The organism is Microcoleus sp. FACHB-68 (genome assembly GCF_014695715.1).
In the GTDB taxonomy this organism is placed as follows: Bacteria; Cyanobacteriota; Cyanobacteriia; order Cyanobacteriales; family Oscillatoriaceae; genus FACHB-68.
Genome location: NZ_JACJOT010000008.1, coordinates 1,486,340 through 1,501,351, shown reverse-complemented (window position 1 = coordinate 1,501,351; position 15,012 = coordinate 1,486,340). Strand labels below are relative to the sequence as shown.

At 45.9% G+C, this 15,012-nt stretch carries 11 protein-coding genes; 1 reads left to right on the top strand and 10 read right to left on the bottom strand.

The genetic code is table 11. The annotated features are described in order from the left end of the window. Positions 1-143: 143 nt before the first annotated feature. From nuoH to H6F73_RS14840, 4 genes are all read right to left on the bottom strand, one after another. Entirely contained in the window at positions 144-1,262 is a 1,119-nt protein-coding gene (gene nuoH / locus H6F73_RS14855) for an NADH-quinone oxidoreductase subunit NuoH (protein ID WP_190759466.1), read from the bottom strand. A 311-nt stretch (positions 1,263-1,573) separates the two neighbouring features. Further along, a complete protein-coding gene (locus H6F73_RS14850) occupies positions 1,574-2,731 on the bottom strand; it encodes a citrate synthase (protein WP_190759465.1) in 1,158 nt (385 codons plus the stop codon). Between the two features lie 93 nt (positions 2,732-2,824). After that, positions 2,825-3,325, bottom strand: a complete 501-nt coding sequence (sixA, locus tag H6F73_RS14845) for a phosphohistidine phosphatase SixA (protein WP_190759464.1) — start codon at positions 3,323-3,325, stop codon at positions 2,825-2,827. Between the two features lie 107 nt (positions 3,326-3,432). Further along, complete coding sequence (locus H6F73_RS14840; protein WP_347239550.1) at positions 3,433-4,593, bottom strand: bifunctional oligoribonuclease/PAP phosphatase NrnA; 1,161 nt, start codon at positions 4,591-4,593, stop codon at positions 3,433-3,435. Positions 4,594-4,676: 83 nt separating this feature from the next. Between H6F73_RS14840 and H6F73_RS14835 the strand changes: the two genes are divergently transcribed. Further along, entirely contained in the window at positions 4,677-5,069 is a 393-nt protein-coding gene (locus tag H6F73_RS14835) for a hypothetical protein (RefSeq protein ID WP_190759463.1), read from the top strand. On the opposite strand, the gene H6F73_RS14830 is transcribed toward H6F73_RS14835, so the two are convergent. The 6 genes from H6F73_RS14830 to H6F73_RS14805 all read right to left on the bottom strand — a co-directional run bounded on the left by H6F73_RS14830 (position 5,066) and on the right by H6F73_RS14805 (position 15,011). Continuing rightward, entirely contained in the window at positions 5,066-5,566 is a 501-nt protein-coding gene (locus H6F73_RS14830) for an HNH endonuclease (RefSeq protein WP_190759462.1), read from the bottom strand. The two genes, H6F73_RS14835 and H6F73_RS14830, sit on opposite strands and share 4 nt — an antisense overlap. A gap of 144 nt (positions 5,567-5,710) precedes the next feature. Then, a complete protein-coding gene (locus H6F73_RS14825) occupies positions 5,711-8,530 on the bottom strand; it encodes an adenylate/guanylate cyclase domain-containing protein (protein ID WP_190759461.1) in 2,820 nt (939 codons plus the stop codon). A gap of 126 nt (positions 8,531-8,656) precedes the next feature. Then, complete coding sequence (locus H6F73_RS14820; protein WP_190759460.1) at positions 8,657-9,643, bottom strand: ABC transporter substrate-binding protein; 987 nt, start codon at positions 9,641-9,643, stop codon at positions 8,657-8,659. Next, positions 9,644-10,555, bottom strand: a complete 912-nt coding sequence (locus H6F73_RS14815) for an ABC transporter substrate-binding protein (protein ID WP_190759459.1) — start codon at positions 10,553-10,555, stop codon at positions 9,644-9,646. Positions 10,556-10,920: 365 nt separating this feature from the next. Further along, positions 10,921-12,711: an iron uptake porin gene (locus tag H6F73_RS14810; RefSeq protein ID WP_190759458.1), complete on the bottom strand. Its 1,791-nt coding sequence runs from the start codon at positions 12,709-12,711 to the stop codon at positions 10,921-10,923. Positions 12,712-12,908: 197 nt separating this feature from the next. Then, positions 12,909-15,011, bottom strand: coding sequence for an adenylate/guanylate cyclase domain-containing protein (locus tag H6F73_RS14805; protein WP_242072448.1), 2,103 nt, complete (start codon positions 15,009-15,011; stop codon positions 12,909-12,911). Position 15,012 lies beyond the last annotated feature (1 nt).

Genomic DNA, 15,012 nt, shown 5'->3' with positions numbered 1-15,012 from the left:
CTCAATCTGTCTTTTCAAGTTTTAAGCAATTTGCTTTTTCTGAGCGGTTAGCTATGAGCTTTCAGTTTTTTGAGCGGTACTTTTGGGGCAGCTTTAGCAGCTCATTGCCGCTTCACTATCCGCCCCAAAACACTGAATGCACACTAACCGCCGAAAGCAAAAGGAAATGCCAATTTCAGTCCTGCAGTTAGTAGCAGGTTTACCAGCGCCACCGGCAATAGGAACTTCCAGCCCAGATCGAGCAGCTGGTCAATGCGGACGCGGGGTACAGTCCAGCGTAGCAGGATGGCTAGGAAGACAAAGAAATAAGCTTTGAGCAGGGTCATGGTGATTCCCAGCGTTGCGGTAATCATCTGCACCCAAGGAGTTGTTTCACTAACGCCTAACCAGCCGGCTAGCATCCCAATGGGAATCGGAAAATCCCATCCTCCCAAATAAAGCACTGCCACCATCAGGGAAGAAAGCACGAGGTTCACATAGGAAGCGAGATAATACAGAGCGAACTTCATGCCGGCATACTCAGTTTGGTATCCCGCCACCAACTCTTCTTCTGCTTCTGGCAAGTCAAAGGGTAGGCGTTCGCATTCTGCTAAAACCGCAATCCAAAAGATCAGCAAACCCACCGGCTGACGCCAGACATTCCAGCCGATAATTCCATAGCCAGATTGCTGTTGCACAATGTCGATGGTGCTGAGGCTATTGGACATCATGACGATCGCCAGTACCGACAACGCCAGGGGAATTTCATAGCTGATTGACTGTGCTGCTGCCCGCAGTCCGCCTAGTAGGGCGTATTTGTTATTGGAGGCATAGCCTGACATCAGCAAGCCAATGGGCTGAATGCTAGACAGCGCAATCCACAAAAATATGGCCATTCCCACATCTGTGATTACCAGATTCTGTCCGAAGGGTACGATCAGGTAGGACAGAAAGACTGGAATGACCACAATAATGGGTCCGAGGGTAAACAGCAGTGCGTCAGCTTGGGCGGGAATAATATCCTCTTTGAAAACCAGCTTTAGACCATCGGCAACGGGTTGCAGCACGCCAAGAGGGCCAGCAAATTCTGGGCCTATTCGCTGTTGCGCTGCTGCTGAAATTTTTCGCTCTAGCCAGACAGCCACCAGCACCCCTACGGTGGCACCAACAAGCATCAGCACCATCGGCAGGGGCAACCAAAGGACTTTGGCGATCTCTACCGGCACCCCCAAATCTATGAGGGACTGAATAAAAGTTCCTTGCAGATCAATTCCTGGGTTCATGTTTCCCGTTTAGATGATAGATTATGAAGATTTTTTACTGCCCCACTGCTTAGTATATCGCTCGACGGTTTACACCAGAAAATTCAGAGTGAGACATTTTACTTATTCATACCATTTCTAAAGGATGATGTTTATTGATTAGAAATGTCGGGTGGGTAAGGCACGCACCCTAGGGTGGCGCTGCCAAATTGAGATTCCGACAAAAAACCTTCAGTCTGTTTAGTCTGAAGGTTTTAGGAGTTAATCAATCGGAATATACCAACGAAAGCAGCAAGCTGTAAAACTTAGCCAGTCTGCTTGCTCGTGTTCAACTAACGTTCTTCGATGGGAACGTAAGCAGCAGCATGATTGCCGGTGTAAATTTGGGTAGGCCGGTAGATCCGGTTTTCTGCCAGCTGTTCTTTCCAGTGAGCTAGCCAGCCGGCAACCCGTGCGATCGCAAAGATCGGGGTGAACAAATCGATGGGAATGCCCATTTTGCGGTAAACCAGGCCAGAGTAGAAATCTACGTTGGGATAAATGCCTTTGTGGGCCATTTTTTCCTCAACAGCTTTCTCCAAGGCAACGGCAATATCATAATAATCATCGTGGCCAAACTTCTCAAAAAGCTGTTCGGCAAGGTTTTGCAGAATTGTGGCTCGCGGATCTTTGACTTTGTAAACTCGGTGGCCAAAGCCCATAATTTTCGCCTTGCGCTGTATGCAATCTTCAACGTAGGCGCGGACATTGTCCACAGAGCCAATCTGTTCCAGCATTGAAATTACTTCTTCATTCGCGCCGCCATGCAGGGGTCCTGCCAGGGTTCCTACTGCTGAAGCTACCACGGCGTAAGGATCGGTGAGGGTTGATGCGGTAACTCGTGCCGAGAATGTGGAAGCATTAATCGTGTGTTCTGCATGAAGGGTGAGGCAAACATCAAACACCCGTGCTGCCAGAGGATCGGGTTCCTGCTCAGTCAGCATATACAGAAAGTTGGCCGAGTAGTCCAAGTCATCGCGGGGTTGGACGGGGTCGTTCCCATTCCGCATGAGCTGGAAAGCTCCAACCATTGTGGGAATTTTAGCGAGCAGCCGCACGACTGCAGCCCGGATATAAGCGGGGTCATCTAAGGCGCGACGGGAATAGAATAGGCCAAGCGCAGCAGCACAGGCTTGCAAGGCATCCATCGGGTGACCACTTTCGGGGAAGCATTTCATCATGTCCCGAATGCGATATTTAATGCGCCGGTGGTAGCGAATTTCATGCTCGAAGGCTTCTAACTCTTCCTGGGTGGGAAGTTCACCCCAGATTAATAAATAGGAAGTTTCCAGAAAAGTGCTTTTTTCTGCAAGTTCTTCAATAGGAATACCCCGATACTCCAGCACCCCTTTATGTCCATCCACATAGCTGATGCTGGATAGAGTAGCGGGAACCCCTTCTAAACCGGGCTTAAATTCTAACCCTATCTTTAATTCACCGGCGGCAGTCATAGCTCTACTCTTTACTTGAGTGAAATATCATTAGGCTAACTTACCAGAAACTCTGGTGGTGTTCCTGGTTTTACATAAATTGTTGAACACCGACTACACGAGTAGGAACTTGGGCGCTGTCAGCCAGAACATCATGCTCCGTCCCACCGGCAGTCCAGTGTCGGGCAGCATTAAACCGATGATACCGGCTTTTTTAAGGACGAGACCCTCTCTGGCTTCCCCCCAAACCAAGATTTCAGCCCAATTTGCCAGATCCGGCTGATGACCAATCAGCGCTAAGCTCGTGCCGCCGGCTTGCAGCCATGTGTCTAACCAACTCAGCCAGCTGCCGATGTCGCCATTTGGGGCCAGGAATTCTGATTCTTCGATTTTGCCAGACAAACCGGCTGTTTTTAGGATGTCTGCAGTTTGGCGAGCTCGCACCAATGGACTGGTGAGAATTAAATCAAACGCGATATCCATCTGGTGCAGTCGTTTAGCTACTTGCTTGGTTTTGCGATGGCCTTCTTCTGTGAGCGGGCGATCTTCGTCGCGATCGCAGTCTTGCTGGTCTACTGCGATGCCGTGACGGATAAAGTAAAGTTTTGCGGTCATGGATCGTCAGATATGGGCGCGGGGAGAGCGGATGTTATCTAGGGATGGGGCATCAAGCTTCAAATATGGGGAAACGAAGCACAAACAGCCGGCTGCGGACAAAAAAACTATTCTGTCTGGATTAAGTCATCCTTGGGACTGACCAATCTCAGCAGCTTTTGCTTGATTTGGGCATCAAATACTTCCCACTTCATCTTGGCGTAGTCTTTATTTTCGTTGCAGCCAGAGAGAAATCCCATCGGGATTTCAAAGCCGCCTGCCTGACTTCTGCCACCTCCAAAAAAGCGCCCGTGGGCATCTTGGCCAAACGCTTCTTTGATAAATTCGTCGGGATCGAGGGTAATTTTATCGGTTCGCAAAGAGCCGGTGACGACTTCGAGTTCTTCGTCCTCGTCGTGAACAATACCGTAAACGACTGCAGTATGGACGTTTTCTTCGGTTAGTAAAAAGTCGGCAGCCTGGGGGATGGCATCTCTGTCGTCGTAACGCAGATAGCCTACACCGGCAATGGAAAAGTTATTCTGAACGATCCGGTTGTGCAGTGATCGCTCAATCACATCCATCACCCGTTTAGAGCGAGATGCCTGTAGCACTGCACTGAGCAGTTGGGCGTCATAAAAGCGGCTGAGGTAGGCGGCTGCTAAGAAATCATCTTCTTGAGCGAGTCTCATGCCGCCGGTATCAGACCGCAGCCCGTGCATTAAAGCGGTGGCACACTTGACATGATCGGCGATGCTGCTGTCTAGCTTGAGCAAACCGGCTTGGAGATAATGGGTGAAAATTGTTGCGGTCGCTCGTGTGGAAGGGCGAATATCTAGAAATTCCGGTTTGAGATCGGCCTGCAAGCTGTGATGGTCGATGACGGCGGTAATGGGGATGCCGGCTGACAGTACCAGCTGGGTTAGTCCGCTGGTGGTGCCTTGGTTATCGATCAAAGCGCAGCCGTCATATATTGATAAATTTTTATTTTTCGCGGTTTCAACAGGAAAGCGCTGCACCGGCAAACCTGTGAGTTTGACTAGGGCGATGTTTTCCTGGTGGCTGAGAGCGCCGGCGTAGACAATATCACAGTGAATGTCATATTGCTGGGCGATTAACTGGTACGCCCAAGCACCGGAAAGGGCGTCGGGGTCAGGGAAATCCTGTAAAATCACCAACTGGCGCTGGCCTCTATGCCGTTCTAGGGTTTGGCGAAAGGCTTCCACTTTCTTTTCCAGGAACTGAGCCTGCGTTTTCACAACGCCATTCGACCCTGCTGGCGCTACGATCACCGCAACGTCTTGCTGACCCTGATTGTTGTTGGGTTCTTCACCTGAGTATGTCACTGGCTCCTCAATTTTTTTTTATTAAAATGACGCAGAACTTTAGTCTGCATCTTTTGGGTACGGGTTTGTTGTTTGCAGCCGACAATTTCCAGGCTGAAGAAGATGATTTGCTTGGGGTAAGCAAAAAAATTTTATACCAGTCGTGGCTCGACTGCTTTCGAGCTGTGCTGCCGATCCTTGCTCAATTGAATCTGCTCTTTCTAATCTTGACAAAAAAAATAAAATGGGGGAATACGTCTGCCGGCATGGAGAATTGGGAACGGTGGCTGGGCGAGCAAAACACCTTTAGGGGCGCTTCTATGCTGCCACTCACTGCTGATGCCGGCAGATGCATTCTCGGCGAACTATCGCCGCACAGCCGAGTTCGCCGAGAACTCCTGCAAAAAGCCCCCGCATTTTATTCAATGCTGGGGGCTTAGCTGCTACCGATCACATATTTTTGCCATTCATCATGCAAGCCGGTTTTTAGGTATTTGCTAACCTCGAAGTAGAGACTGCTGTATGGTTGACGCGGTGGATAGTCCAAAATCATATTGGCTTCTTTTGGGGTGCGATTGCCTTTTCTGACATTGCACCGCACGCAAGCTGTTACGATGTTTTCCCAGCTATCACCGCCCCCCCGTGAACGCGGTATCACATGGTCGAGCGTTAAATCATCGCCGGTATAACCGCAGTATTGGCAGGAGTGACTATCCCGATGGAGGATATTTCGGCGGGTTAGGGGAATTTCCTTGTAAGGAACCCGGACGTAGTAACGTAGCCGAATTACCGTTGGCAGCGGGAATTCTGCATAGAGGTACTTGCCGTTGTGTTCGACTTGTTCCGCTTTACCCTTGAGCAACAAAACGACCGCACGTCGCCAGCTGGTGATGTTCAGCGGTTCGTAGGAGGCGTTCAGGACTAGAACCTTGCCCATTGATATATCGATATAGCGAGAAGATTTTTCACAGATGGTAACACAGCTGACACTCGCTCTGTGGATTTGGAGGGAGAAGGGGCATGGGGCATGGGGCATCGGGCATGGGGCATGGGGGAGAGTGGGGAAAAGATGCTCAAGGCCCTAGGATTCTATATGTCTTCCTGTGAGCAGATAGGTTGTCATTTCTCCTTTACCTTTAACTTGGATTGGGTCTCGTTTTTTAAAGTGATATTTATCGCGCAAACGCTCATAAGTGCCGGCTGTGACTTGAATGGCACCGGGGATGCCCTGAGATTCCATACGGCTGGCGGTATTGACGGTGTCTCCCCATAAGTCGTAGATGAATTTTTTAAGTCCGATGACGCCGGCAACCACGGGTCCTGTGCTGATGCCTACCCGGATTTCAAGCGCTTCGCCGGTGCGGGCGTTAAATTTAATAATGGCTTGCATCATATCTAGTGCCATTGCGGCAACCGCTTCAGCATGATCACTTCGGGGCACCGGCAAGCCGCCGACTACCATATAAGCATCCCCAATTGTTTTAATTTTCTCTAATCCGTGCTTTTCAGCCAGATGGTCAAATGCTGAGAAAATTTGGTTGAGTAACTCGACGATTTCAGTGGGGGAAATTCGAGCAGAAAGTTGGGTGAAACCTACGAGATCGGCAAATAAAACGGTAACTTCCTCGAAGCTGTCGGCAATGGTTCTGGGATGCAGTTTTAGGCGCTGAGCAATCGGTTCTGGCAAAATATTCAGCAGGAGAAGTTCTGATTGTTCCTGTTGATAACGCAGGGCTTCTTGCGCTACTTTGCGATACGTGATGTCTACAACGGTGCCTTCGTAGTAAAGCAGGTTGCCGGTGGGGTCACGAACGGCGCGGGCGTTCTCTGAAATCCAAATGATGTTGCCATCTTTGCGATAAATCTGAGATTCAAATTCAGCGATGGCGTTATGTTTTTCAATGGTGGCAATAAATTCGGCACGCCGGTTTGCATCAATGTAAATTTGCTGGTTAATATCCCGGATATCCTGAACAAGCGCTTCGGGAGAGGAATAGCCATAAATTCTTGCCAAGGCTGGATTGGCTGATAAAAATTTTCCGTCTGGGGTGGTTTGAAAAATGCCTTCCGTAACATTTTCAAAGATAGTACGATATCTTTCTTCAGCCTGTTGTAATGCTTCTTCTGCTTGCTTTCGTTCGGTAATATCTACAGCAACAGCGGCGACTCCGATAGTGTTTCCGCTGTCGTCAATGAGCGGAGCGTTGTACCACTCACAAATGATTGTTCTTCCATCTTTGGTGATATTTTCGTTGGTGCTGCGAGTACCGCCGGCTCTGGCTAAAAGGGCTTGTTGAATTTTCTTGACACGAGTTCTGATGCTTTCAGGTACGAGCAAGTCGGCTGCATGACGACCGATCACTTCACTTTTGCTATATCCAAAAATTGATTCTGCGGCTGGATTCCAAGCAGTTATTTCAAAATTAATGTTCCATTCAATGACCGCTACTGGGGTTTGCTGAAAAAGCAGTGAAAGTCTTTGCTGGGATTTTCTAAGTTCCTCTTCTGCCCGCTGCCGTTCGGTAATTTCTTCTTGCAATTTATCGTTGGTTTGCCTTAATTCTGCCGTGCGTTCTTCTACCCGAATTTCTAAGCCTTCATTTGCCTTGCGAAGGGCTTCTTGGGCACGAATTCGTCCGCCCATTTCGCCTTGTAATTGGTTGACGGCTTCTTTGAGTTCTGTTGTGCGTTCTTCCAGTCCGTGGAGAAGTTTACCAACTTGCTCAGCCATTGTATTAAAGCTACCAGCAAGCAGGCCAATTTCGTCTTGTGTTTGAATATGAACCCGCACTTCCATCTTGCCGGCGGTGAATTGAGAAACTTTATTGGTTAATTGAATAATCGGTTTAGCCAATAGTTGGGCGATAGTGAATGCAACAATTGTGACGACACCGGCAATGATGGCAGCTAATAGTAATGCGACGCGAGTTTGGGCTTGAATAGGGGCGAGAAAGACGGCCTGTGGCTGGGCAAAGACGGCAAGCCAGGGTTGGGTTTTGAGTGGGGTAACTGCGATTGAGTTGATTTGATTGTCGCTTGCTACCAGTTGAGTTTTGAAATAAGGCTGATTAGGGGCGTTTTTTAAACCTTTTTCAAACTCTGGTAGGTTGGTTGATAGTTCATCTGCCGGCAGATCGGGCAGCCGTCTTTGTGCCTGCAATTGTTTGACTAAAGCCGGCTTTAATGGCACAACCGATTTAAAAGCGGAGGCCAGTCCGGCTCCGTGGGCTAGGCGAATGTGATGTTCGTCCAGTAAAATTGCGAATGATTGCGGCCCTGCCAGTCCGGTTTGCAAACTTACTAATTGCTGCACAACTGTGGCGTTATAAGACACGCGCAACACTCCAATCATTTCTCCGGTGGCATTGCGGACAGGACTACTAAAATACAGGTTAACTAAGCCGGGAACGGTTGGGGAAAACCGCATTGTGGAGACGTAGGGTAAGCCGGTTTTGAGCGGTTGAATAAAGTAGTCGCTCTTGGATTCGTCTTGACCGATATAGGGCGTATAGGTATCAAGTATATTCTGCCCTTGCAGATCCAGCAGGGCATAAGAGAAGATATTCACGGTATCTTTACGGCTGAGACTGCGTAAAGTCGCCCCAGCCATTGCCTGTTCAGCACTACCGGCTCGTTCTGAGGCAGGAAGGCTTAAATATTTGGCCAATCCGGGTAAAATCGCCTCGACGCGAACCGAGTTGAGATTGGTATTGATAAAGGCGTCTATACTGGTTGCAGTTTGGGAGGCTGCTGCAAATAAGGCTTGATTGGCATTGCGCGTCAGCGCTTCTTGTGTGGTGTGTTTGTTGACAACAGCCAGCAAGCTCAAGGGTATGAGTGCAACAAGCAAGAAGGACACGATCAGCTTGGTGCGAAGAGTGTACAGCCTGGACTGCCTCATACCTTTTTGGCTTTATGCGTGAACTTTGGTTTGACTAGACTTGGAGCGAGCAAATGGCCGATGATCCTAGCATTTCCATTGGTAGGAAAGAATGAGGGCTGCATAGCCACATGGTATCACTTGTTTCTACGGCTGTAAAAATGAGGGTTCTAGTAATTTATTAATGTTGGGTTGTCGGCTGAGACTGCCGGTTTTTACAAAGAAATTGGCATAGAGTTGCGCGGTGTAGTGCAAGGATTCTAGGGTGTTGCCCGGTACAAAGGTTTTCAAATTATCGTTTAAGGTGAGTAAGTCGTAGCCTTTTAGAGAAATTGTTTCTGGTTGAAGTTTCATGGTTTGGGCAATAATTTTTTTTCCATCTTCTGGATTGGCTTTCCAGTAATCTACTGCCTGAAACCAAGCTCGGACAAATGCCCGGACATCATCGGGACGTTCGCGCAGCACTGATCCTTGAAACACCATCACATCTGGGATTAATCCGGGCGTTTCGGCGCTGGTAAACAGTACATTTAAGCCTAATGCGATGGCTTGTGACACAAAGGGTTCCCAAGTGCTGCCGGCTTGTATTTTCCCGTTTTCTACGAGTTCGGGGACGTTTTCTCCCTCTACATTGACCAGTGTCACATCTTCAAGCGTCAAGTTATTTGCTTCTAGCATTTGGGTGACAAACAATTCATTAAATCCGCCGACGCTAGTTCCAATTGATTTGCCTTTTAAATCGCTTACTTTTTTGGTTTGAGGTTGCGCGACTACTGCATCTGCACCAGCTGAGCGATCAATGGCGAAGATAATGTGTGCGTTCGGATTATCTGCGCTAGAAATCATGACGTTACCCAGTGCTAAGGTAATTCCATCCGCTTTGCCGGCATTAAAATCGGCTATTTTTTCGGAAGCATTTTCTGTAACAAGTGTTTCTACATTCACACCCTGTTGGTCAAAAAAACCTTTTTCTTGAGCGATTATAATTGGTAAATATCCTGGCCATAAATCGTAAATCAGCCTTAATGGCGGTCTTTCTGGTGTGGGTGAAGCCGTGAAAAAACAGGCCGTAAGGAACAGCGCGTGGATGAAAAAAAGAGCAATGAGGCGCAACTGCAAATTTTTCATGTTCATTTACGATTTGGTCTGTCGCTCTTGGTGCAACTTTTCTAAAAACGAGGGGTTGAGTAATTTGTTGATATCTAAAGGTCGAGCTATGCCTCCTGTACGGATATAAAAATTAGAGTAAAGTTGGGCGGTGTGGTATAATGAAGCTGTGGTGTTACCTGGGGTAAATGCTTTTAAATTATCCTTTAAAGTTAGCAACTCTACCCCCTCTAGCGAAATTGTTTCGGGTGAAATCTTTAAAGCTTTAGCAATCAGTTCATTTCCTTCTTTAAAGTTGCCTTTCCAGTAATCTACGGCTTGAAACCAAGCTCGCACGAAAGCTTGTACATCATCTGGGCGCTCGCGTAATACCAGACCTCGAACTGCCACGACATCTGGAATTAAACCAGGAGTTTTATCGCTAGTAAACAAGGCGTGACCACCGGATTTTACGACTTGCGAAACGTAGGGTTCCCAAGTCTGGCCAGCTTGAATTTCTCCACTTTTAATCCGGGCTGGAATTTTGTCTCCATCTACCTTAATCAGAGTAACATCATCAGTGGTGAGTCCGTTTGCTTCTAGCATCGTGGTGACAAATAATTCACCAAATCCTCCTAAGCCGGTTCCAATTCTTTTTCCTTTTAAATCAGCAACGCTTGTAATGTTAGATTGGGCGACGATGGCATCAGCTCCAGCCGAGCGATCCGTCGCAAAAATAATTTGCACACCAGGATTTTTTTCGCTGATAATCCCAATGCTGCCCAGTGCTAAGGTGACAATATCATAATTGCCGGCACCAAAGTCAGCCATTTGCGCCATTGTATCTTCTGAATAAAAGGTTTCTACTTTAACTCCCTGTTGCGCGAAAAATCCTTTTTCTTGAGCGATTGCAATGGGCAAAAATCCAGGCCATGCACTGTAGGCAACCTTAAGGGGCACTGCTTCTATTTTGGAGGGAGCAAGCGTTACATTTTTGCATGAAATTAACAGCAATAAACCCAAGCAAAACAGAGAAAATAGTTTAACTTTTATTCTCCTGTTTTTGACTCGTAATGAACCCCAAAACCATCTTAATAATTTCATCCCGCTCCTCCTATTCTGAATCCATAAAAATTAAAGTTTTGCCTGTATCGAACGGGTGGCTCTCAGACTTGTAAAAATATAGTAGTGGGAGCATCTTGCTCCCTAAAATAACGGCAAGCGGGCAAGATGCCTGCACAACCAATTTACAAAAATGAGAAGCTCCCGTATTAAACCGAAATTATTAGACAGAGTTTCTGGTTGCCACACCCTATACTGCTAAACTAAAAGCTAAACTGTGTTCTAAGATTCCCAATAAAAATGGTAGGATTGTCGCTAAAGTTATTGGGATTTCCAATTACATATAAAGCAGGAACAAGCGCCAGATTATCAGTGATTGGGAAATAGTAAGTTGCTTCGATCTCGAATTGCACGCCACCGTCGCCACCCCCAGATGCAAGAAATTTTCTGCCCTCTAAAATAGAAAAGGGGATGACATAGGAGAGCGTAGCCAGTGCGCCGGGGCGGCCTAAATTTGGAAAAGCAAGCCCTGCTTGTAGAGATTGGGCGTTAAGATTTCCACCGGCAATCTCTGAACTCACGGGATCTAAATGGGTGCTGAGATAGGTATATCTCCCAAAAACTCCGATTTGGGGTGTAACTAACCAATCGAAGTTTAAACCAAAAACATCGGCAGTTGCATCATTAAGACCGCCGCCAACGCTATCATCAAGTACCCCAATCACTGGCTTAATGGTGCTAATTATTCCATTATCAGCATCAATATTATAGCGGTCATAGAGTAAGCGAATGTTGGCATTCTCGCTGGGAGAATACGTTAATTCGGCTGTAATTGTATTCGTGCCGTCAAAAAAACCTTTATTTGGATCGGCTGCAGGACGAGTGCCGGGAAGAAATTCGTTATTCTCGGCGAGATATCCAACCTGTAGGAGTAATTGCTGATTTAAATTCCACTGAAGAACAGCACCGGCACCGCGTAAAGGATCGTTAACTAATGTGCTATTAACAGAGTTAAAGCTGCCTGCGCCGGTTAAAAAATTTGTGAAATTGTTGAGATCAAAATAGCGAAACCAATCAATTTGCGGGCCGATAATCAATTGAATCGAATCAGTGACAGGAAAGCTGTAAGATAATTCTTTGATAACCAGTTCGTTAGCAGTTACGCCGGCAATTGCGTCAGTAAAAGGCACTCCAAAAGAATTGAAAAGGCCGGCAGAGGCAAATTCATTGGCTGGAGATGTCCCGTTTCCCACCGCAAGTTGCGTGATCAAGGCATCATTGCCGCTGAAAGAAGTGGTGAGTTCTAGCCAGATTAAGTTGCTAAAGGTGGTGTTAGCATCACTGACTGTTTCTATTTCTCGTGCACCATTGATCCGGTTGCCGGTTTCTCGTTTCACATTACTGCCAACCCTGGCTTCTGTTAAGTTAAACCAAGCAAAACCATTGAGTTTTGTGGTGGTGGAAAATTGATTGGCTTCGAGTTCAGCGCTGCGAATTTCTAAAGCATCCACACGTCCCCGAATGCTTGCGAGTTCAGCAGAAAATTCTGCTTGTAATTGCTGCAATTTCGCTAAATCTTCTTGAGTAACGAAGTCAGTAGAATTTGCAGGAATGACTTGTGCTAAGCTCTCCAGTGCAGCATTTAAAGCGGCAGCAAATTCATAGCGTGTCATTGCTCGATTTCCGCGAAAGGTGCTATCTGGGTAGCCGGCGATCACTCCATACCGTTCTACCAGAGATTGCAAAGCCTGAAACGCCCAGTCTGTTGGTTGCACATCAGACAATTGAGAAACCGAAGTAACTTGTTCCATCGCCTCGGCTACTGTTGGGTTAACCGGCAATGCTTGAACAGTTGTTTCAGAAGGATGATTATTATATTTAAGAGTTTCTGTAGTTTTAACAAATTTTGTCGCTGATAAATTTATACTTTTTTTAACTTCAAGTGTTTTATTATCGGCCTGAATTTCTGTTGCAAGGGCCGATTTTAAAATCACGAATTGTAATAAAATCAATTCAAGTAAAGTTCCCAAGATGTAAGCAAAAGAACTCTTCATCAATTTAGACATCCTCGAACAATCCGTAAAGTAAAGTTAAATTAAGAAAGTTAAGAACTGATCAAATGTTTTATGAAAATCAATTTTACAAATTCCTCTGAAACATTTAAATAGTTTAAACCCTCCCTTAGCGGTTGCAATCACCGAAATATTTTAGAAGTTCTCGAATTCCTAAAAAGTAGCTATTGTGGTTAATATTATGACATGAGATCAGACAAAATAGGAATTTTTCTACCTTTAAGCAAATAAGTCGTCATATTTCCTTTACCTTTAACGTGAATGACTCCCCGTTCTTCAAACAAGTATTTCATTTTTAATAATTCGTAGGTTGTTTCAGTGACTTGAATACTGCCGGCGACGCCGTGAGATTCCATCCGACTTGCTGTATTCACCGTGTCACCCCACAAGTCATAAATGAACTTTTTCGTACCAATAACGCCGGCAACAACCGGCCCCGTGTTGATGCCAATTCGCATACTTAAAGGTTGGTCATTTTGGATACTCAGGCGCTCCAGGGTTCGGCACATATCAAGAGCCATATCTGCAACAGCTTCGGCATGATCTGCTCGAGGCAAGGGCAAACCCCCAACCACCATATAAGCATCCCCAATTGTCTTAATTTTCTCTAACCCGTGTTCTTCTGCTAGATGATCGAATATAGAAAATATTTGATTAAGCAAGTTCACCAATTCAATCGGAGAAATTCGAGCAGATAGTTGGGTAAACCCAACAATATCAGCAAACAAAACAGTTACCCCAGAAAAGCTTTCAGCAATGGTACTTTCCTCATTTTTTAAACGATGTGCAATGGCTTCTGGCAATATATTGAGAAGCAAGCGTTCCGATTGTTCTTGTTGATAGCGTAGCGCTTCTTCAGTCTCTTTGCGAGCCGTAATATCTTCAACTGTACCTTCGTAATAAATTAGCTCACGCTGGGAATTGCGAACCGCCCTGGCATTCTCAGAAATCCAGATGATGCTGCCATCTTTGCGATAGATTTCAGATTCAAATCCCGATAAGGACTCGTTCTCTTCCATTGCGGCAATGAACTCTGCACGGCGCTGAGGCTGGACGTAAAGCTGCCGTGCAATGTCGCGTAATTCCACTATCAATTCTTCAGGAGAAGAATAACCATAAATGCGTGCCAGTGCCGGATTTGCACTAATATGGTGTCCGCTGGGCGTCGTTTGAAATATGCCTTCAGTGGCGTTTTCAAAAATTTTACGATATTTCTTTTCTGCTTCTTGAAGTGCTTGCTCTGCCTGTTTGCGTTTGGCAAGATTACGAGCAAATGCTCCAAAGATATAACAAACTGTGGCCAGTACTATTACAGCAAATACGAGTACAATATTTTTTTTAAAAGAAAACTTATTGATGCGGTCTTCCAACAATTTTTCTAAGGCAGGAGATACTACATCATAAAGCTTAAATTGAGCCGTAATTATTTGTGTGCCGGCCTCCGTATATTCTACAGATTTAATCTCCACTTTTTCAGGATTGATGATTTTTTTATTAATGACTTCTAGAAAATCATTCGTGGCACCCAAGCTTTCTTTGGCATAAGTTTCTATGGAAGATTTAAGTTGAGGATTTTGAGTGAAAGAAACTCCCAAACCTCTGTGAATTTCATCTTTCGACGCTTTAATCAAGCTAGAGAGAATGATTAACTGCGCTTTTTCATCCGCATTCATCTGCTGCCGGCTCACTATCTGCGAACCCAAATCTTTTGCTTGAGCTGTATTTTCTACCGAAGAGGGCAACTGGTTAACCGCAGCATCCATCAGATAATAACTCTCAAGCACAGGATCGAGGATGAGATTGGATGTATCGCCTACGTGCGCCATTAGAGAAAGTAGATCGGCAATTAATGCGGTTTGTGCTTCAAAACTTTTTTGAGCAGGCAATTTCAGTGCATTGTTTTTAACTGACTGCCATCTTTTCTTAAAAGCTATCCATTCCTGAGTTGTGTCAAGTGTTGCCCCCATTTGTGAATTAAGCGTATCTATGACTTTTATATTTTCTTCAATTTGATAGTGCAAAACACCTATCATTTCTTGACAAGATTCATTGCCGGTTAAGTAAGCTTTCGTTAGGCTACGATGCAGAATCAGAGGTTCTAGTGTTTTTCTGAGATAAAAATTATATTGCACTCCCTTTTTTTCCTTACCGGCAAATTCAATTCCTACATTAATTTCTGCAATTAGTTGATACACGACTACAGTAAAAGGAATAATAAAAACGAGAATCATTCCTAAAAGACTGGTTTGCAGAGTGGTTGGCTTGTGAAAGATTGTTGACATG

Coding starts and splice junctions, on each gene's coding strand:
- nuoH (WP_190759466.1), bottom strand. CDS start 1,262: ATGAACCCAGGAATTGATCTGCAAGGAACTTTTATTCAGTCCCTCATA.
- H6F73_RS14850 (WP_190759465.1), bottom strand. CDS start 2,731: ATGACTGCCGCCGGTGAATTAAAGATAGGGTTAGAATTTAAGCCCGGT.
- sixA (WP_190759464.1), bottom strand. CDS start 3,325: ATGACCGCAAAACTTTACTTTATCCGTCACGGCATCGCAGTAGACCAG.
- H6F73_RS14835 (WP_190759463.1), top strand. CDS start 4,677: ATGACGCAGAACTTTAGTCTGCATCTTTTGGGTACGGGTTTGTTGTTT.
- H6F73_RS14830 (WP_190759462.1), bottom strand. CDS start 5,566: ATGGGCAAGGTTCTAGTCCTGAACGCCTCCTACGAACCGCTGAACATC.
- H6F73_RS14825 (WP_190759461.1), bottom strand. CDS start 8,530: ATGAGGCAGTCCAGGCTGTACACTCTTCGCACCAAGCTGATCGTGTCC.
- H6F73_RS14820 (WP_190759460.1), bottom strand. CDS start 9,643: ATGAACATGAAAAATTTGCAGTTGCGCCTCATTGCTCTTTTTTTCATC.
- H6F73_RS14810 (WP_190759458.1), bottom strand. CDS start 12,711: ATGAAGAGTTCTTTTGCTTACATCTTGGGAACTTTACTTGAATTGATT.
- H6F73_RS14805 (WP_242072448.1), bottom strand. CDS start 15,011: ATGTCAACAATCTTTCACAAGCCAACCACTCTGCAAACCAGTCTTTTA.